The organism is Mesorhizobium sp. CA6 (assembly GCF_020165035.1).
Taxonomy (GTDB): Bacteria; Pseudomonadota; Alphaproteobacteria; order Rhizobiales; family Rhizobiaceae; genus Mesorhizobium.
This window is the reverse complement of sequence record NZ_JAIUHI010000003.1, coordinates 338,354-355,899: the sequence shown is the minus strand read 5'-3', so window position 1 is coordinate 355,899 and position 17,546 is coordinate 338,354. Positions and strand designations below refer to the sequence as shown.

General features: G+C 65.0%; 20 protein-coding genes. 11 read left to right on the top strand and 9 right to left on the bottom strand.

The window, feature by feature from the left end; genetic code table 11:
* Positions 1–22: 22 nt before the first annotated feature.
* On the bottom strand, positions 23–439 hold the full coding sequence (locus LB526_RS06130) for a hypothetical protein (protein WP_224626809.1): 417 nt from the start codon (positions 437–439) through the stop codon (positions 23–25).
* 443 nt (positions 440–882) lie between these two features.
* Here LB526_RS06130 and LB526_RS06125 point away from each other — a divergent pair, with 443 nt between their 5' ends.
* Entirely contained in the window at positions 883–1,341 is a 459-nt protein-coding gene (locus tag LB526_RS06125; RefSeq protein WP_224524600.1) for a tRNA (cytidine(34)-2'-O)-methyltransferase, read from the top strand.
* Positions 1,342–1,489: 148 nt separating this feature from the next.
* Positions 1,490–1,933, top strand: coding sequence for a redox-sensitive transcriptional activator SoxR (soxR, locus tag LB526_RS06120; RefSeq protein WP_140838707.1), 444 nt, complete (start codon positions 1,490–1,492; stop codon positions 1,931–1,933).
* 153 nt (positions 1,934–2,086) lie between these two features.
* Here the strand turns inward: soxR and LB526_RS06115 are convergent, their stop codons facing one another.
* Positions 2,087–2,344 carry a hypothetical protein gene (locus LB526_RS06115; protein WP_095766723.1) on the bottom strand — a complete coding sequence of 86 codons (258 nt, stop codon included), beginning with the start codon at positions 2,342–2,344 and terminating at the stop codon, positions 2,087–2,089.
* A gap of 121 nt (positions 2,345–2,465) precedes the next feature.
* Between LB526_RS06115 and hemF the strand changes: the two genes are divergently transcribed.
* The 5 genes from hemF to LB526_RS06090 all read left to right on the top strand — a co-directional run bounded on the left by hemF (position 2,466) and on the right by LB526_RS06090 (position 6,188).
* Positions 2,466–3,380, top strand: a complete 915-nt coding sequence (hemF, locus tag LB526_RS06110; RefSeq protein ID WP_224626807.1) for an oxygen-dependent coproporphyrinogen oxidase — start codon at positions 2,466–2,468, stop codon at positions 3,378–3,380.
* Positions 3,381–3,640: 260 nt separating this feature from the next.
* Positions 3,641–3,901 (top strand): DUF1344 domain-containing protein, encoded by a 261-nt coding sequence (locus tag LB526_RS06105; protein WP_224626806.1) that lies wholly within the window; start codon positions 3,641–3,643, stop codon positions 3,899–3,901.
* Between the two features lie 169 nt (positions 3,902–4,070).
* Positions 4,071–4,256 (top strand): DUF1059 domain-containing protein, encoded by a 186-nt coding sequence (locus LB526_RS06100; protein ID WP_095766497.1) that lies wholly within the window; start codon positions 4,071–4,073, stop codon positions 4,254–4,256.
* Positions 4,257–4,459: 203 nt separating this feature from the next.
* Positions 4,460–5,122 carry a hypothetical protein gene (locus LB526_RS06095; RefSeq protein WP_224524597.1) on the top strand — a complete coding sequence of 221 codons (663 nt, stop codon included), beginning with the start codon at positions 4,460–4,462 and terminating at the stop codon, positions 5,120–5,122.
* 85 nt (positions 5,123–5,207) lie between these two features.
* Entirely contained in the window at positions 5,208–6,188 is a 981-nt protein-coding gene (locus LB526_RS06090) for a S8 family serine peptidase (protein ID WP_095766496.1), read from the top strand.
* 24 nt (positions 6,189–6,212) lie between these two features.
* Here the strand turns inward: LB526_RS06090 and LB526_RS06085 are convergent, their stop codons facing one another.
* Genes LB526_RS06085 through LB526_RS06075 form a run of 3 tightly spaced genes read right to left on the bottom strand, consistent with a single transcriptional unit; the run spans position 6,213 to position 8,784 of the window.
* Positions 6,213–7,481: a CCA tRNA nucleotidyltransferase gene (locus LB526_RS06085; RefSeq protein ID WP_224626804.1), complete on the bottom strand. Its 1,269-nt coding sequence runs from the start codon at positions 7,479–7,481 to the stop codon at positions 6,213–6,215.
* Positions 7,478–8,110: a CoA pyrophosphatase gene (locus tag LB526_RS06080; protein ID WP_140838715.1), complete on the bottom strand. Its 633-nt coding sequence runs from the start codon at positions 8,108–8,110 to the stop codon at positions 7,478–7,480. The genes LB526_RS06085 and LB526_RS06080 overlap by 4 nt, the downstream gene beginning before the upstream one ends.
* Complete coding sequence (locus LB526_RS06075) at positions 8,110–8,784, bottom strand: DUF1285 domain-containing protein (protein WP_411908999.1); 675 nt, start codon at positions 8,782–8,784, stop codon at positions 8,110–8,112. Before LB526_RS06075 ends, LB526_RS06080 begins: the two co-directional genes overlap by 1 nt.
* Before the next feature lie 154 nt (positions 8,785–8,938).
* Between LB526_RS06075 and LB526_RS06070 the strand changes: the two genes are divergently transcribed.
* Genes LB526_RS06070 through LB526_RS06055 form a run of 4 tightly spaced genes read left to right on the top strand, consistent with a single transcriptional unit; the run spans position 8,939 to position 15,767 of the window.
* Positions 8,939–9,943: an AAA family ATPase gene (locus LB526_RS06070; protein ID WP_224626802.1), complete on the top strand. Its 1,005-nt coding sequence runs from the start codon at positions 8,939–8,941 to the stop codon at positions 9,941–9,943.
* The gene (locus LB526_RS06065; protein ID WP_095766492.1) at positions 9,943–10,857 is read left to right on the top strand and encodes a DUF58 domain-containing protein; all 915 of its coding nucleotides are present in this window, start codon (positions 9,943–9,945) and stop codon (positions 10,855–10,857) included. The genes LB526_RS06070 and LB526_RS06065 overlap by 1 nt, the downstream gene beginning before the upstream one ends.
* Complete coding sequence (locus LB526_RS06060; protein WP_224524589.1) at positions 10,854–13,676, top strand: DUF4159 domain-containing protein; 2,823 nt, start codon at positions 10,854–10,856, stop codon at positions 13,674–13,676. The genes LB526_RS06065 and LB526_RS06060 overlap by 4 nt, the downstream gene beginning before the upstream one ends.
* 3 nt (positions 13,677–13,679) lie before the next feature.
* Positions 13,680–15,767, top strand: coding sequence for a hypothetical protein (locus tag LB526_RS06055; protein ID WP_224626800.1), 2,088 nt, complete (start codon positions 13,680–13,682; stop codon positions 15,765–15,767).
* Between the two features lie 170 nt (positions 15,768–15,937).
* Here LB526_RS06055 and clpS read toward each other — a convergent pair whose 3' ends face one another.
* From clpS to LB526_RS06035, 4 genes are all read right to left on the bottom strand, one after another.
* Positions 15,938–16,243: an ATP-dependent Clp protease adapter ClpS gene (gene clpS / locus LB526_RS06050; RefSeq protein ID WP_224524583.1), complete on the bottom strand. Its 306-nt coding sequence runs from the start codon at positions 16,241–16,243 to the stop codon at positions 15,938–15,940.
* A 128-nt stretch (positions 16,244–16,371) separates the two neighbouring features.
* Positions 16,372–16,704, bottom strand: a complete 333-nt coding sequence (locus LB526_RS06045; RefSeq protein ID WP_224524580.1) for a hypothetical protein — start codon at positions 16,702–16,704, stop codon at positions 16,372–16,374.
* 152 nt (positions 16,705–16,856) lie between these two features.
* Positions 16,857–17,132, bottom strand: coding sequence for a hypothetical protein (locus tag LB526_RS06040; RefSeq protein WP_140838736.1), 276 nt, complete (start codon positions 17,130–17,132; stop codon positions 16,857–16,859).
* A gap of 37 nt (positions 17,133–17,169) precedes the next feature.
* Positions 17,170–17,475: a hypothetical protein gene (locus tag LB526_RS06035; RefSeq protein ID WP_095766486.1), complete on the bottom strand. Its 306-nt coding sequence runs from the start codon at positions 17,473–17,475 to the stop codon at positions 17,170–17,172.
* Positions 17,476–17,546 lie beyond the last annotated feature (71 nt).

The following is a 17,546-nucleotide window of genomic DNA, read 5'->3' as shown; positions in this document are numbered from 1 at the left end:
AGGCACTCGACTATCTAGGCGCTCACGCGGCGCGGGATTGACGGGCAAGGCTTTGCGGCCGCGCGGTATTGCGGGCCGGCGATACGGAATCATCCGCTTCGCCGGCCCTGTCCCGCGCAATATAGGGTTTCGCCGGCATTTCGCCGACAGGCTCGTTTGACGTCCCTGACGGCCCGGAACTTCCAGACGAAAGGGCGGAACCTGCCCGGCTCCTGTCGCCCGGCCGGATCATATGGATGATCCGGCGCACCAGCGTGGGCCGGCTGTGATCGGGCACCGCGCGCGAGAAATCGACGTCCGGCAGCATGCCGCGATGCGGTCTGCGCCGTTCCTCGGCATGTACCGCCGACGAATAGGTCTCGCCGATCAGCAGGGCCCAGGTAGCCACCTTGCGTTCATGCAGGCTTCTTGACCCCGGTATCTTGTAGGGATCGAACATTGGTCCGTCCTCCATATGCAAATGCGTTAAAAAGGGTGATGCGTCCTCGAGCATCGGCATTCGGCCGAAGGCGCGGATCGAATCGGCCGGGACACGACTAGCGTCGGTCCCGACACGCTCAGCTGGGGCACGGCGCCCCTTTGGCAGTTTGAAAAACATCGCAAGATTCCTTCGAAGGCCGAAAACTGGGTTCGGCGGGAATCGGTGCGATGAGGACTTAAAGTGTCAGAAGAATCGTCGTACCGAAACCGCCGGTGGGCATAGGAGTGCCCCGGAGAGGAGCTGGAAGTGCATGGTCATCATGTGGTCCCCCTCCTTCGGTTCGGGTTGACGATGGTCAGCATATACTCGACTTCGCAGAAAATGGCCACCCGCCAGTCCAGAAATCGCCGAAAGCCGGAGGCGCCTGTGGCCGATCTGCCACTTATTAGCAGGATACGGAAATGAACGATCGTCTCCGCATCGCGCTCTACCAGCCGGACATCGCCGGCAACACCGGGACAATCCTGCGCTTCGCCGCCTGCCTCGATATCGGCGTCGATATCATCGAGCCGGCTGGTTTCCCGCTCTCCGACCGGGCGCTGAAACGGGCCGGCATGGACTACCTCGAAATGGCGGCGCTGTCCCGCCATGCCGACTGGCACGCCTTCGAGGGGTGGCGAAAGACCAACGCGCGCCGCCTCGTGCTGCTCACCACCAAGACCACGGCCGCCTACACCGACTTTGCTTTCGCTGCCGGCGACATCCTTCTGTTCGGCCGCGAATCCGCCGGCGTGCCGGACCAGGTCCACCAGGCGGCGGATGCGCGACTGACCATCCCGATGCGGCCCGGAGCGCGCAGCATCAATGTCGCGCTGTCCGTCGCCATGGTCGCGGGCGAAGCGCTGCGCCAGCTCGGCTAGAACCCCGAACCCTTCTTCGTTGCCGCGCGCAGGCTCCACTCGCGGCGTCATTCTCAACCAGGCGCACATCGCCTTCTCCTGCAATTGTCCCATCGGCGTTTCTTGGCTACAAGCTCAACTTAACTTGAGGTCAAGCGGAAAAATCGAGATGGCTCCGGTAAGGGAATTGACGGTCGGCCAGGTGGCCGTGCGCAGCGGCGTTGCGGTATCGGCGCTGCATTTCTACGAGGCGCGCGGCCTGATCCGCAGCCACCGCACCTCCGGCAACCAGCGGCGCTACAGCCGCGACGTGCTTCGGCGCGTGGCGATCATCCGCGTCGCCCAGGAGGTCGGCATCTCGCTTGCCGACATCGCCCGGGCGTTCCAGTCGCTGCCGGAAGAGCGCACACCGAACCGCGAGGACTGGAACCTGCTTTCGACAGCCTGGCGCGACGAGCTCGACCAGAAGATCGCCCAGCTCAAGAAATTGCGCGACGGCCTGACCGATTGCATCGGCTGCGGCTGCATGTCGATCGACAAATGCCCGCTGAGGAACAAGGAAGATCGGCTGGCCAAGGAGGGGACAGGGGCGAGACGGCTGGCGGTGCGCTGACAGTCTGTCGCCAAGGTGCATTGAGATTCAGGTCAGGCCGAGACGAAAATGGTGGCTTCCGAGAACCGGAGCGGAGCGTACTTAAAGTACGTGAGCACCGGAAGCGCAGGAGCCGCCATTTGCAGGCCGGCCTCACCTGAATATCAATGCACCTTAATCGGCCGCCGGCAGCCGCCGCATGGTGAATTCGATCACGTCGCCCGGGCGTTCGAACCAGCTTTCGATCTCGGTCCAGTAGGCCTGTTTCGGAAAACGCTCGAACCACTCCTTGGCCTTCAGGCGCGCATCCGGGCGCGGCAGCACGAAGGTTTCGCGCAGGAAACCGTCGCGCGGCTGGTTTTCGCGCTCAGCCCGTGAGCGCTCCAGCCTCTTGCGTAAGCCATCCAGCGGCGGTCTTGCCGGGGTGCGCACGAAGGAACTCCCTTGCACCTTGGTCAGACAGGACTTGACCCTTCCTCTCAAGAGATTAGGGATCGCGCCCTGAAAAGACGAGTCATTTGTCAGGCAAGCGCGCCTGCGACTGGAGACCGAATTGGAAAGACCTGACCTTCCCGTGGGCCTGCCGGCCGACATCGAGCAGAAGAAGATGAAGGCACGTCTGTGGTTCGAGGCCTTGCGCGAGCGCATCTGCGCCACTTTCGAGCAAATCGAGCAGGAACTCACCGGCCCGCAAGCGTCATGGTCGCCCGGCCATTTCGAGAAGACCCCCTGGGAGCGCGACGACGGCCGCGGCGGCGGCGGCACCATGTCGATGATGCGCGGCCGCGTCTTCGAGAAGGTCGGCGTCCACACCTCGACCGTCCATGGCGAATTCTCGCCCGAGTTCAGGAAGCAGATTCCCGGCGCCGAGGAAGACCCGCGCTTCTGGGCGAGCGGCATCTCGCTGATAGCACATCCCTGGAACCCCAACGTGCCGGCCGTGCATATGAATACCCGCATGGTCGTCACCACGCGCCAGTGGTTCGGTGGCGGCGCCGATCTGACGCCGGTGCTCGACCGCCGCCGCACCCAGGACGATCCCGACTCGATCGCCTTCCATCGCGCCATGCAGTTCGCCTGCGAGAAGAACGCCGCCGTCGCCGACTATCCCAAATTCAAATCGTGGTGCGACGAGTATTTCTTCCTGCCGCACCGCAACGAGCCGCGCGGCATCGGCGGCATCTTCTTCGACTGGCTGCATTCTGACGAGGACAGGGGCGGCTGGGACGCCGATCTCAATTTCGTCCAGGATGTCGGACGTTCTTTTCTCGTCGTCTATGCCCATCTGGTGCGGGGCAACTTCAACCAGAACTGGACCGATGGCGAGCGCGAGGAACAGCTCATCCGGCGCGGCCGCTACGTCGAATTCAACTTGCTTCACGATCGCGGCACCATCTTTGGCCTCAAGACCGGCGGCAATGTCGCCTCGATCCTGTCCAGCCTGCCGCCCGAGGTAAAATGGCCGTAACGATCCGGTGAGCGCGGCGACGGCCGCATTGCTGTCCAATTCGCCGAATCTTGGCCGGCAATGTGGCAGGGACGATATCTTTTTCGTCTAATATCCTTTTGAAAAAATTGAGCTATTTAAGGTCGCCGGGTCGGGAAGCGCCGGCGGTCGAAACGGAGATCATCTCGTCTCCCTCCGGCCGTGAGCCGGCGCGACTTGACGACCCTGATCACGAGAGGTGCCTCGCCGAATCGGGCACCCGCATTCCAGGAGAGCACGCCATGCGCAAGCTTATCGTGACCGCAGCAACCGCCGCCCTTCTCGCCTCCGGCGGCGCCGCGCTCGCAGCGGTCAAGCACACCACCGGCACCGTCAAGAGCTTTGACGGAACGGCCATGAGCCTTGTTCTGGACGACGGATCCACTTTCAAGCTGTCCAAGGCCTTCAAGGATCCCGGCATCCAGGCCGGCGAGAAGGTTCGCGTCTCCTGGGACATGAGCGGCAAGAACAAGATTGCCGAGGCCGTCAAGATCATGAAGTGACGGCCTGCCCGTCAAAGGCAGATCGAGTTCTCAGGCGGCAAGGAAGGCGGGGCAGCACTGCTCCGCCTTCCTTTTTTGGAGAGAAAAGCAGTCTGCCGCGGGCTGCGATGCAACCGAAACCGGTCGCATGTGTTATGGTTTTCCAGCAGAACGAGGAAAGGAAAGTCCCATGAAGGAATTCCAATGCGGGTCGCTTGTCCCCGGCTGCGACTGGCATACGCGCGCCGAGGAAGAAGCCGAGGTGATGCGCCGTGCCGTCGAGCACATGCGCGAGACGCATGGCGAGACGGTCATCCGCGAGACGATGATCGAGGCGATACGCTCCCGCATCCAGAAGGTTCGCGACGCGGCCTGAGGGACTCCTCACCTTCGAACAGATCGACCCGCAGCGAAATCAGGACGGCTCAGGACCTGAGCATGTTCCATCGCGAGTTGCGAACCAATTTGCCTGAGTCGATCCCGGAAGGTCCGGACCGGCCCGGCATTTCAAACAGATACTTATATTCGAGTCGTCTCATTTAAGTTTGCGGTAACGGAATTCGTGCCACCGTCGGGCAAATGATCCGGCTGCAGGGCTGGCCGAGAAACTCGCCGCCACCCAAGGCGCTGACCGGATCGGTGGGGCGAGGTGTTTCGCGCATGCGCGAACGATCCGGCAAGAGGGGCACATCGTGCGAGGCGGCGCTGCTGCTGTGCGCATGTCTCGGCGCGTCTCCCGCGACCGCCCAGGAAATGATGACCACCTCGCTGATCGGCATGCATCAGGGGTCGCCGCTGAGCGACCGTGCCCGAGGCCTCGGCGGTGGCGGCTATGAGCTGCAGAATGGAAGCTGGGTCTCGTTCAACCAATGGTACCACACGAACTGGGTGGACATGCATGTCGACCTGCTCACCCAGGTTACCGAAAACACCGGCATCCTTTGGGGGTTCGGGACCGGCGAACAAGGCGACAAATACAGCATCGGGCCCAGCCTGAAGCTCGGTTTCCTCACCCAGACGCATCCGAATCCGAACAGCACCCTGTCGCTGTCCGTAACGTCGATCATCGGCGGAAACCTCACCGAGAAACCTTGCCTGGCCGACTACGGGGATCTGGGCTCCTACAGTGTCAATTGCCGGCTCGCGGCCGGTGAGATGGCGCCGCAGGAAACCCTGAAATACCTGGTTAGCGCCAAGCCCGAGAGCATGCATCTGTGGCTGAATTATCGTCTCACTTTCTGATCGCCGGGAGGCGCGAATGAAAAGTCCATCTCGTCCCGAAACGCGCGATCGCCCGTCCTGGTTCTTGTTTGGCTGGAGTTGGAACATGTCTGCTGGTCACCTGAAATTCGGCCTCGTTGCCGCCCTTGCCATCCTTTCGGCGCCCATTGCCTCGGCGCAGGAGGGCCTCGGCGCGGACGAGACGGCGGCGCTCTGCCATGGCGGCGGCTCCATCTGCGTGAGCGCAAAGATACCGGTCGCGCGCACGACGCAAACGGTACAGAACTGGATGAGCCCCGACGTCGGCGCGGCATGGGCAGCCGGCTACAAGGGCAAGGGCGTCACCATCACGATGGTCGACGACTTCAGCAGCACCTCGCGCTTTTCCGGCAATTTCGGGATCGGCGTGCAGACCCAGCGACACGGCGAATGGACGCGCGAGGAAGCAAGCATGATTGCTCCCGCCGCGACCATCCGCTCCAAGGATTTCTCGACCGGCACGGCCGTTTCGCTGGCACGCGGCCTTAATGTGCTGAACCTGAGCTACGGCATGTACACAACCGCGGGCTACAGCGCGAACCAGATCTGGTGGGCTCCGGAGGAGTCCTCGATCATCTCCTACGCCACCAAAGGTTCGGCCATCGTCTCGAAGGCGGCCGGCAACGACGCGGTCGCTGTTGGCGGGGTCACTGGTGGCCAGCAGGACTATCTCGACCTTGCTTTGATCGGCAAACCGACCGCGATCTTCGTCGGCGCGCTGTCGACGAACGGAACCACAGCCAACAAGGCCCAGCTCGCCTGGTATTCCAATTATGCCGGCTCCGACCAGGCTGTGCAGAGCCACTTCCTGGTGGTCGGCGTCGAGGGTGACAAGACCGGGCTCTACGGAACGTCTTTTGCCGCGCCGATCATCTCCGGCTATGCTGCGATCATCGGCAGCAAGTTCACCAAGGCGACGCCCGTCCAGATCACCAACGACCTGCTCAATACGGCCCGCACCGACACGCTGGCCAATTACGACCCGTCCGTCTACGGCAAGGGCGAAGCAAGTCTCTCGCGCGCTCTCGCTCCTGTGGCCATACATTGACAGGCACCGGCCGTTCCGGCTCGTCTAGCTCTCCAGCGCCTGCGCGGCGCGTTCCACCAGCGCGCCGCGTTCCAGGGTGAAGCCGGACTCGACCCATTCCTTCTCGAGGTTCTTCAGCGTGGCGCCGAGCTTCGGTCCCGGCGATGCGCCAAGCGCGGTCAGGTCGGCGCCTTTTATCGGAAACACCGGCTTTTCCCATCTCAGCGTGAAATTGAGCAGGCGTGAAAAGCCGCCGGCTTCCATCATCGCCTGATTGTCCTCGACTGCGCGTGTCCGCGCGGCGGCAAGCGCCAGCCGAATGCGGTCGATATAGCCGTTGCGGTCGCCGTAATAGAGTTTCTTGGCCAGCTCGGTCTCTGTCGCCTTGGCATCCGGCGCGATGGTCAGTGCCCAATGCCGCAGGCGGCCGGCCTCGTCGTTCGACAATCGCAGCCGCTCGCCAAGCGTCTTCATGCGCACGGCATCGGGCGGGACGATCGCCTCCAGCCTCAGCACAGGATCGGCGGCCCAGCCGAGATCTTTTCCAGTTTTGACCAGGCCATGGATGGCGTCGATGCCCCACTTCTCGCTTTCCGGCAGCACGGCGGTGAGCACGCCTGCCTGGCGCATCCATAAGAGCGCGCGCGAGGGATCTGGAGCCGACAGCAGCTTCTTCAGCTCGGACCAGACGCGTTCGGCCGAAAGCCGGGCAAGTCCGTCCTTCAGCCTGGCACAGGCCTTCAGCCCTTCCGCGTCCGGCCGTCCGTCGCCATACCAGGCAAAGAAACGGAAAAAGCGCAGGATGCGCAGATAATCCTCGCGGATGCGCGCCTCCGCGTCGCCGATGAAACGCAGCCGCCTCCCCCCTATATCGGCGACGCCGCCGACGAGATCGACGACCGTGCCGTCCGCTTCGGCGTAGAGCGCGTTGATGGTGAAGTCGCGCCGCTCGGCGTCCGCTTTCCAATCGCGCCCGAAGATCACCTTTGCCCGCCGGCCGTCGGTCTCGACATCGGCCCTGAGCGTCGTCACCTCATAAGGCTTGCCGCCGGCGATCACCGTGATCGTGCCATGCTCGATGCCTGTCGGCACCGTCTTGAAACCGGCCGCCTCCGCGCGCCGGACCGTTTCCTCGGGCACGGTGGTCGCGGCGATGTCGATGTCGGCGACCGGCTGGCCGATCAGCGCATTGCGCACCGCGCCGCCGGCGACACGCGCTTCCTCGCCGCCCTGCTTCAGCGCGGCAAGAAGCTTCTGCAGATGCTTGTCGGCCAGCCAATCGGCCTTGCCCGAGAGTGACGCCTCAGCGGTCAACCATAAAGCCTTTCATAGAGCGTGCGGATGATGCCGGCGGTGACGCCCCAGATACGCTGGCCGCCATAGGGCATCTCGTAGAAGAACCATTCGAGCTCGTTCCACATGCGGCTGTCGCGCGCGTGGTTGGCCGGATCCATCAGGAAACTCAGGGGCACCTCGAAAGCCGCGTCGACCTCATCGGCATTGAGCGTCAGCGAAAAACCCTGGCGCACGATGGCAAGCACCGGCACGATGCGGTAGCCGCTGCCGGCGACGTAGTCGGGCATGCGGCCGATGATCTCGACGAAATCCCGTTCGAGGCCGATCTCCTCGAAGGTCTCGCGCAAAGCGGTTGCCTCGGGGCTTGCATCGGTCGCATCGATCGTGCCGCCTGGAAAGGCCACCTGGCCGGAATGGCTGCGCAGTTTCTCGGCGCGCTTGGTGAGCAGCACCATGGCGCCCTCGGCGCGGTCGACCACGGGAATCAGCACCGCCGCGTCGCGCAGCGGCTTGATGTGTTTGAGCCTGGGATGGCCGGGATTGAAGCGATGATCGCCGAATTCGTCGCCGGGGACGATCGCCGCTTGCGCCGCGACGCGCGCCCGAAAATCCGCGACCGAAAACGCCGCCGGCGTAACCTGGTCCATCACGCGCTCAGCCGCTTCAGTTTCTCGGCCGGCATGATCGGATAGACCTCTCCGCCCGAGCGAATGGCGAACATCGCCTTGCCGCCGATGTCGATCTCCTCGCCATGCTCGACCAACTCATACATCACCGGACGCGCCAACAGCGCTTCCAGTCGTCCGCGCACAAGCACATAGGGTTTCAGTCCGCCGGTTTCGTCCTCGTCGACGAAGCGCAGCGCATGGCCGGGGCCGGCGGCGACGACATCGCCGACATTCGTGCGGAAGGTGACGACCTGGTCGTTCCCGCTCCCGGACACGTTCATTTCGACGGCGATGAAGGGCGCGTCGACGACGCGGATCCCAACCCGCTCGACCGGCGTCACCAGATAGGTCTTGCCGTCGGCATCCTTGCGCAACACGCTGGAAAAGAGCTGCACCAGCGGCATGCGGCCGATCGGCGTGCCGAGATAGAACCAGGTCCCGTCGGCCTTGATCTCCATGTCGAGGTCGCCGCAGAACTCCGGATTCCAGCGCTCGACCGGCGCCGGCCCCTTGCCGGCCCGGGCCGCGCGGGAGATCAGCGCCTCAAGGCCGCGCGCCTCTGTGGCGCCGATCAGGCTCTGTTTGCTCAAGCTGTGCTCGCCAGCGCTCTGTTCGTCGGGCGTTTGTTCACGATGTTCGCTGCGTTCGGCCATGGTCACGAAATAGTCACTGTTGTCCCGATTGTCAGCCTTGTCCGCCCGAGTCTGTGATTTAAGTTCAATTACAGGCGCCAGGTGAGGCCGAATCGCGGCATTCTGCGGCATCGAGAGTGCAGGCCGGCATTTCCAACCACAAGGATCGAACGGCATGAGCGTGATGATCAAGGAAAGCCCGATCGGCGAAAAAGCGATGATCGAGGAAGCCGAAAAGGCGCTGGCCGATATCTCCAGGATCCGCGACGCGGTCGGCAGGGTGATCTTCGGCCAGGAGGCGGTCGTCGAGCGCTCGCTGGTGGCTCTGCTGGCCGGCGGTCATGCGCTGCTGGTCGGCGTGCCGGGCCTCGCCAAGACCAAGCTGGTCGAGACACTAGGCATCGTGCTCGGCCTCGATTCGCGCCGCGTCCAGTTCACGCCCGACCTGATGCCGTCGGACATTCTCGGCTCCGAGGTGATGGAGCAGGACGAGTTCGGCAAGCGCTCCTTCCGCTTCATTTCCGGGCCGATCTTCACGCAATTGCTGATGGCCGACGAGATCAACCGCGCTTCGCCGCGCACACAATCGGCGCTGCTGCAGGCCATGCAGGAATATCACGTCACCATCGCCGGCGCCCGCCACGACCTGCCCGCGCCCTTCCACGTGCTGGCGACGCAGAACCCGCTGGAACAGGAAGGCACCTACCCGCTGCCGGAGGCTCAGCTCGACCGCTTTCTGATGCAGGTCGACATCTTCTATCCCGAGATCGAGGCGGAACGCCGTATCCTGCTCGAAACCACCGGCGTCGACGAAGCCAAGGCCGACAATGTGCTGCAGCCGGCACGGCTGAGGGAAATCCAGACGCTGATCCGACGCATGCCGGTGCCGGAAAGCGTCGTCGAGGCGATCCTCAAGCTGGTGCGTTCGGCCCGGCCAGGCCAGGGCAATGCCGAGACGGACAAGCACGTCGCCTGGGGGCCAGGTCCCCGCGCCAGCCAGGCGCTCACCCTGTGCGCCCGCGCCCGCGCCCTATATGATGGCAGGTTGGCGCCCTCGGTCGACGACGTTCGCGCCTTGGCCGAACCGGTGCTGCAGCATCGCATGGCGCTGACTTTCGCCGCCCGCGCCGAAGGCACTTCCGTGCGCGACGTGGTGGCGAAGCTGGCAAAAGGCATCTGATGGGTCGAATAGGCGAGGTCCAGGCACCGGTTGCGACGCGCGACGCGCTCGCCCGTGGCCGGTTGCGGGCTTCATTGGTGCCGGACCTGCTGGTCGAGGCGCGCCGTATCGTCAACACGGTGATCGCCGGCTGGCATGGCCGCCGCAAGCGCGGCATCGGCGAGAACTTCTGGCAGTTCCGGCCCTATGTGGAAGGCGATTCCTCGCGCATCGACTGGCGCCGCTCCGCGAGAGACGACCATACTTATGTGCGCGACCGCGAATGGGAAGCCGCGCACACCGTCTGGCTCTGGGCCGACCCCTCGCCTTCCATGCTCTACAAATCCGCCGCGGCAAGCGTCTCCAAGCAATCGCGCGCGCTGGTGCTGGCGCTCGCCTTGGCCGAGCTCTTGTCGCGCAGCGGCGAGCGCATCGCCTGGCCGGGCCTGACGGATCCGTTCACCGCCCGCAACGGCGCCGAGCGGATCGCCGCCCAGCTCAGCCACGCCGCCGCGCTTCCGGCCAAGCCCGATCTGTCGGCCATCCGCCGTTTCTGCGACATCGTGCTGGTCAGCGATTTCCTCGATCCGGTCGAGGAAACCATGGCCTGGCTCGACGTGCTCGCCCGCCACGGCGTGCGCGCGCATCTGATCGAGGTGGCCGATCCGGCCGAGGAAACCTTCCCCTATGCCGGCCGCACCGAGTTCACCGATCCCGAGACCGGCGACAAGCTGACCGCCGGCCGCGCCGAGATGCTGGCCGAGGAATATCGCCTGCTTTACCGGGCCCGCCGCGACGAACTGGCCGCCTGGTGCAAGCGTCTCGGCTGGAGCTACACCGTCAACCACACCGACCGCCTCGCCTCCGAGGCGCTGGTGCGCGTCCACCTGGCGATGACCGCCGACGGCACCAATTTCGGAAGGGCGGTCGCATGAGCTGGCTGCCGCTTTCGTTCGGGGCGCCCATGGTGCTGTGGGGCCTTCTGGCCCTGCCGGTGATCTGGTGGCTGCTGCGGCTCACCCCGCCCAGGCCGCAAACGGAAGTTTTTCCGCCGCTGAGAATCCTCGCACGGGTCCTGAGGCGCGAAGAAACCCCGCAGCAAAGCCCGTGGTGGCTGACGCTGCTTCGGTTGCTGATGGCGGCGCTCATCGTGATGGCGCTGGCCGAGCCGGTCTTCAACCCGCGCGAAAAACTGCCGGCGGAGGGCGCCGCCCTGGCGCTTGTCGTCGACAATGGCTGGGCGAGCGCCGCCGACTGGAACAAGCGAGTCGCCACCGCCGAGCGGCTGATCGCCGACGCCGGCTCGAACGGCGTGCCGGTCGTCATCGCCTTCACCGCCGAGAAGCCCAATGCCGAGATCGGCCCTTTCGACGCTTCGGCCGCGCTCGATCACCTGCGCGCCGCCAAGCCGCGGCCGATTCCTACCGACAGGCCCGCCGTCTACGCCCGCGTCGCCGCCGCGTTGGAGCGCCTGCCGGGTGCCAGCGTCGCGGTGCTCGCCGATGGGCTTGCCGCCAAAGGCGACGAGGCCGCTTTCAAGACGCTGCTCGAAAAGAATGCGACACGGCTGGTCTGGGCCACGTCCGACCGGCCTTCCGTGACCGGCCTGATCGGCGCCGACAACCAGGTCGATGGTTTCGCTTTGAGCGCCATTCGCGCGCCGGGCAATCCGGCGCCGGCGCAGGTCACCGCTGGCGCCTTCGATGACAAGGGCCGCCGCATCGCCGATGCGACGCTGACCTTCGCGCCGGGCGAAGCCACCGCCACGGGGACGATGGCGGTTCCCTTCGAGCTGCGCAACGACTTCGCTTCGATCGCGCTCGACGGCGAGCACCAGGCCGGCGCCGTGCGCGTGCTGGACGAGAGCTCCAAACGCCGCCGTGTCGGCCTTCTGTCGCAGGCCGAGGCCGACCAGGCGCAGCCGCTTCTGTCGCCGCTCTATTACATTCGCCGCGCCCTGCAGCCCTTTGCCGACCTGGTCGAGCCGTCGAGCGCCGATCTCGCCGACGCCATTCCGCAGCTTCTCGACCAGAAGCCGGCGATGATCATCATGGCCGATGTCGGCACCATCCCGGCGCAGGTCAAGCAGCGGCTGGTCGACTGGGTCGACAAGGGCGGCACGCTGGTCCGTTTTGCCGGTCCCCGCCTTGCCGCGGCCGGCAATGACGACGACCTTTTGCCGGTCAGGCTGCGCAGCGGCGAGCGGGCGCTGGGCGGCGCGCTGTCGTGGACGACGCCGCAGGCGGTGACCGAATTCCCGAAGAGCGGTCCCTTCGCCGATCTTTCCCCACCCTCCGAGGTGACGGTGAGCCGGCAGGTCCTGGCCGAGCCGACGCCCGACATCGTCGAGCGTACCTGGGCCACGCTTGCCGACGGCACGCCGCTGGTGACGGGCATGAAGAAGGACAAGGGCACGCTGGTGCTCTTCCATGTCACGCCCGAGGCGACCTGGTCGAACCTGCCGATCTCCGGCAGCTTCGTCGAAATGCTGCGGCGTGTCGTGCAATTGTCGCGCAACCAGGGCGCCGCGATCGCCAATGCCGAAGCCGCCGCCGCGTCGCTCGCGCCCTACCGCATGATCAGCGCCGACGGCATGCTGACGCCGCCCTCGCCGGATGCCCGACCGCTGGTGCCCGGCGCCGGTCCGCTGCCGGTGACGCTGGAGAATCCGCCCGGCCTTTACGGCTCCGAGACGGGCGTCTTCGCACATAATCTGCTCGATGCGTCGAGCACGTTCACGCCGCTGGTCCGTCCGCAGGTTTCGCTGCCGGTGACAGCCATCCCCTATGCCTTCGATGAATCGGAGAACCTGAAGGGGCCGCTGGTCGCCATCGCGCTGCTGTTGATGGTGCTCGACACTTTGGCCGTGTTCTGGATGGGCGGACTGCTGGCGCGCCGGCCGCGCCGCGCAGGTACGGCGGCGACCGCCGCGGCCGTTCTGGTCGTGCTGGGCGGTCTCTTCGGCCATGCCGATCTTGCCCGCGCCGATGATTCCAAGCCCGGCGACACCCAGGCGATCGAGGATATTTCGAAAACCCGCATCGCCTATGTCATCACCGGCGAGCCGGGCGTCGATTCGATCAGCCGCGCCGGCCTCGAGGGCCTCACCCGTTTTCTCATCGAGAAGACCGCGCTCGAGCCCGGCCCGCCGGCCGGCGTCGACATCGCCAAGGACGAGCTGTCCTTCTTCCCGCTGATCTATTGGCCGATCGATGCGACGGCGCCTATGCCCAGCCAGGCGGCGATCGCCCGCATCGACGCCTATATGCAGCAGGGCGGCACGGTTCTGTTCGATACGCGCGACCAGTTTTCGAACGGCATCGGCGCCGGCTCGGCAAGCCCGGCGACCGAGCGGCTGCGCGACATCCTCGGCAATCTCAACGTGCCGCCGCTGGAGCCGGTGCCGTCGGACCACGTGCTGACCAAATCCTTCTTCATCCTTCCGGAGTTCCCCGGCCGCTTCAACGGCAGCCCGCTCTGGGTCGAGGCCTCGCTGGACGCCAGCAACACCGAGAACCGCCCCGTGCGCACCGGCGACGGCGTCTCGCCGATCATGATCACCGCCAATGATTTCGCCGGCGCCTGGGCCATCGACGAGAACGGCGATCCGATGCTGCCGACCGTGCCGCCCGATCCGATGCAGCGCATCTACGCGCTGCGTGCCGGCGTCAACATCATGATGTATATGCTGACCGGCAACTACAAATCCGATCAGGTGCATGTGCCGGTGCTGCTCGAACGGCTGGGGCAGTAGATCATGAACTGGTCCATCTCCTTCGAACCGCTTCTCTCCTGGCCGCTCTTCGGCCTGCTCTTCGTGCCGTTGCTCTTGCTGGCGCTGGTCGGCCTGTGGTTCCGCCAGCGCGGCTCGGCATTGCGCTTCATCGCGCTGCTCGCGCTCGCCGCTTCATTGCTCAATCCCGTTTTCCTCGCCGAGGAACGCGAGGCGCTGAAGAGCGTCGTCGCCCTCGTCGTCGACCGCAGCCAGAGCCAGGACATCGGCGACCGCACCAAGCAGACCGACGAGGCGCTGACCGGCCTGCAGCAGCGTCTTGCCCGCTTCAAGCAGTTCGATGTCCGCGTCGTCGAGGCCGGCAAGTCCGAAACCGCCGACGAGCGCACCGAAACCAGGCTGTTCAGCGCGCTGGAAGGCGTCTTCCGCGACGTGCCGCCGTCGCGGATCGGCGGTGCCGTCATGATCACCGACGGCGAGGTGCATGATGCGCCGGCCGGCGCGCCGGAGTTCAACGCGCCGCTGCATGCGCTGATCACCGGCAACGAGCATGAGAAGGACCGCCGCATCCGCTTCGAGAACGCGCCGCGCTTCGGTCTCGTCGGCAAGCCGCTCGACATGACCTACCGCGTCATCTCGACGGAAGGCGATGGTGCTCCGGTGGACGTGCGCGTCTCGGTCAATGGCGAGCAGGTCTCGGTCGAGCACGCGACCGTCGGCCAGCCGATGAAGCTCTCGGTCACCATACCCAATGCCGGCCGCAACATCGTCCAGCTCGGCATCGATCGGGAACCCGGCGAACTGACCGATGCCAACAACCGGGCGATTGCCCTGGTCGACGGCATCCGCGAGAACCTGCGCGTGCTCCTGGTTTCCGGCGAACCGCATGCCGGCGAGCGCACCTGGCGCAACCTTTTGAAGTCGGACGCGTCGGTCGATCTCGTCCACTTCACCATTCTGCGCCCGCCGGAAAAGCAGGACGGCACGCCGATCAATGAGCTGTCGCTGATCGCTTTCCCGACGCGCGAGCTGTTCGTCGAGAAGATCAAGGATTTCGATCTGATCATCTTCGACCGCTACCAGCACCGCGACGTGCTGCCGATCCTCTATTACGACTACATCTCCGAATATGTCGAAAAGGGCGGCGCGCTGCTGATTGCCGCCGGCCCCGAATATGCCGGCGAAAACTCCATTGCCCGCACGCCGCTCAACGCCGCGCTGCCGGCCATGCCGACCGGCGAAGTGGTGGACAAGGCCTTCTATCCGCGTCTGACCGATCTCGGCCAGCGCCACCCGGTGACGCGCGGGCTCGACGGTTCGGCAAGCGAGCCGCCGCATTGGAGCCGCTGGTTCCGCACCATCGGCGTCAAGAATCCGGAAGGCGAAGTGGTCATGAAGGGCGCCGACGATCGGCCCTTGCTCCTGCTCGACCGCAAGGGTGAAGGTCGTGTCGGCATGCTCCTGTCCGATCAGGGTTGGCTGTGGGCGCGCGGCTTCGAAGGCGGCGGCCCGCATGTCCAGCTCTACCGGCGCATCGCCCATTGGCTGATGAAGGAGCCTGAACTGGAAGAAGAACGGCTAACCGCCGACGGCCGCGGCATGATGCTCGAAATCCGCCGCCAGACGATGAGCGATGATCCCGGTCCCGCCCAGGTCATCACGCCGTCCGGCAAGGCGGTGGCGGTGAAGCTCGAGAAAGCCGAACCCGGCATTTTCACCGGCAGCCTGCAGACCGGCGAGATCGGCCTTTACCAGATCGGCAATGGCGATCTTACCGCGCTTGCCCATGTCGGCCCGATCAACGCGCCGGAATTTTCCGACGTGATCTCGACCGAGGATCGGCTGAAGGCGCCCGCCGAGGCGACCGGCGGCAGCGTGCGGCGGCTGGCTCCGTCGTCGACGCTCGGCAATCTCGCCGGCGGCTTGACACTGCCGTCGATCGTTCCCGTCCGCTCTTCAGCGGCCGCGTCGGGCGATGACTGGATCGGCCTGCGCACCACCGACGACAGCACGCTCAAGGCCGTGTCGCGCGTGCCGCTGTTCGGCGGCTTCCTCGGCCTCGGCCTGCTGCTGCTCGCCATCGGCTCGATGTGGTATCGCGAAGGGCGGTGACGCCACCTTCTTCCTTCTCCCCTTGTGGGAGAAGGTGGATCGGCGCGCAGCGCCGAGACGGATGAGGGGTGTTCCAGCGGAGTGAGGCGTCGGCGTTTCCTGGAGCACCCCTCATCCGGCCGCTTCGCGGCCACCTTCTCCCACAAGGGGAGAAGGGAAAGCGCCTGCCCCTACTCTTCCGGTTCTGTGGTGAACAGCAGCGGATAGCCCTTGGCCTTCCCGGCGTCGGTCGCCCGCGTCGCCTTGGTCTCGGCGATATCGCGCGTAAACACCGCGACGACGCACACGCCGCGCGTATGCGCGGTGATCATGACGCGATGCGCCTGATCCTCACTGAGCTTGAATTCGCCCTTGAGCACCGTCACCACGAACTCGCGCGGCGTGAAATCGTCATTGACGAGGATGACCTTGTAGAGCTTCGGTCGCTCGATTTTCGGCTGCGTCTTAGTGCGGGGTTTGAGGACGGTTTCGGGCATCGGATCCACCAGCGAGAACTGGGCTCTCTCGCTCTCATTCTGTCACGCAGCAAATATACGTCCAATTCCACGCGCGGGTAATGCCGGCTTGGACCATCAGCCCTATGTGGGGAATCACTGCCGGAGGGTCAACGGCCCTGGCGGCGCAACGCGGTGCCCGATCTGCCGGAACCTGCACCGCCATCCATGTCGGAGCCGCGTTCGACGAAGGCGAAGAACATCCAGCCGACAAAGCCGATCACGGTCGCACCGGTCAGCAGGACCAGGACCCAGGACTGCGCCGGCGTGATGTAGTCGAAGCTTGAAGAGATCAGCGGAGCGAACAGCTCGGGCTCGGTCCTGCCGCTGGCCGGATCCGGCACAGGGCTTGCGGTAAAGATGATCAACGATCGTGCCGCCGCGGTGGCGATCAGGCCGCCGAGGGTCAGCGAACGCATCAGGGACGAAAACCGCTTCTTCATGCGGACTGTCCTACAGCACCGGCATTGCGATCGGGTTAAGGATAGGACTTGAGCGCGGTGGAAACCTGCTGGTTTCGGGCTCCCTGCCGCAAGCAAGCCGCCCCTGCCGAAATCGACCGGAGCGGCTTCGTCTAGTGGCGCAGAGCGCTGGATCAGGGCTTCTTGGCAGCCGGCTTCGCAGCAACGGGCTTCGCAGCCGACGCTTTCTTCTTGACCGGGCACTTGTGCGTCTCGGTCACTTTGCAGGCCTTCTTGGCAGCGACCTTCTTCATCGGCTTCGCAGCCGTGCTATCCGCCGGAGCAGCCGTGGTGGTCGCGGTCGAAGCAGCCGGGGCAGCCGTCGTCGTGGCGGCGGCGTTGCCGAGCGCCGGCATCGCGAAGGCGAGAGCAACACCGAGGCCGAGGGCGGAGAGGATGGACTTCTTCATGGCTTCATTTCCTTTTTCTTGCGGGTCTGGGTGGGTGTCACTGAACGGGATCGATCGGTGCCACTCCAAGCAGCTTCAAAGCATTTGCGAGCATCCGGATTCCCTGTGCCTGCTTCTTGTTGGCGCAGAACCGGTTTCCCCTTCTTTGCAGTGCTTTCGCCGCGGTGACCTGCGTTGCCGCGGCATGGGTTTCGAGAGCTTCGTCAACCTGACGGCTCAGATTGGTGCAGCGCTCGGTCCGGGTGAGCGGAGCGACGACCTTTGCGGTGGAGGCGCCGTCCGCGGCTGTGATGAGCGATATGCTGAGCAAAGCACCCATCACGCTGATCCAGAACCTCTGCATTGGTCTTGTCCGTTACTCCGGAAACTTGCGTCGCAGCCGATGACCTGACCGCCACGGCACCGTTTATGCCC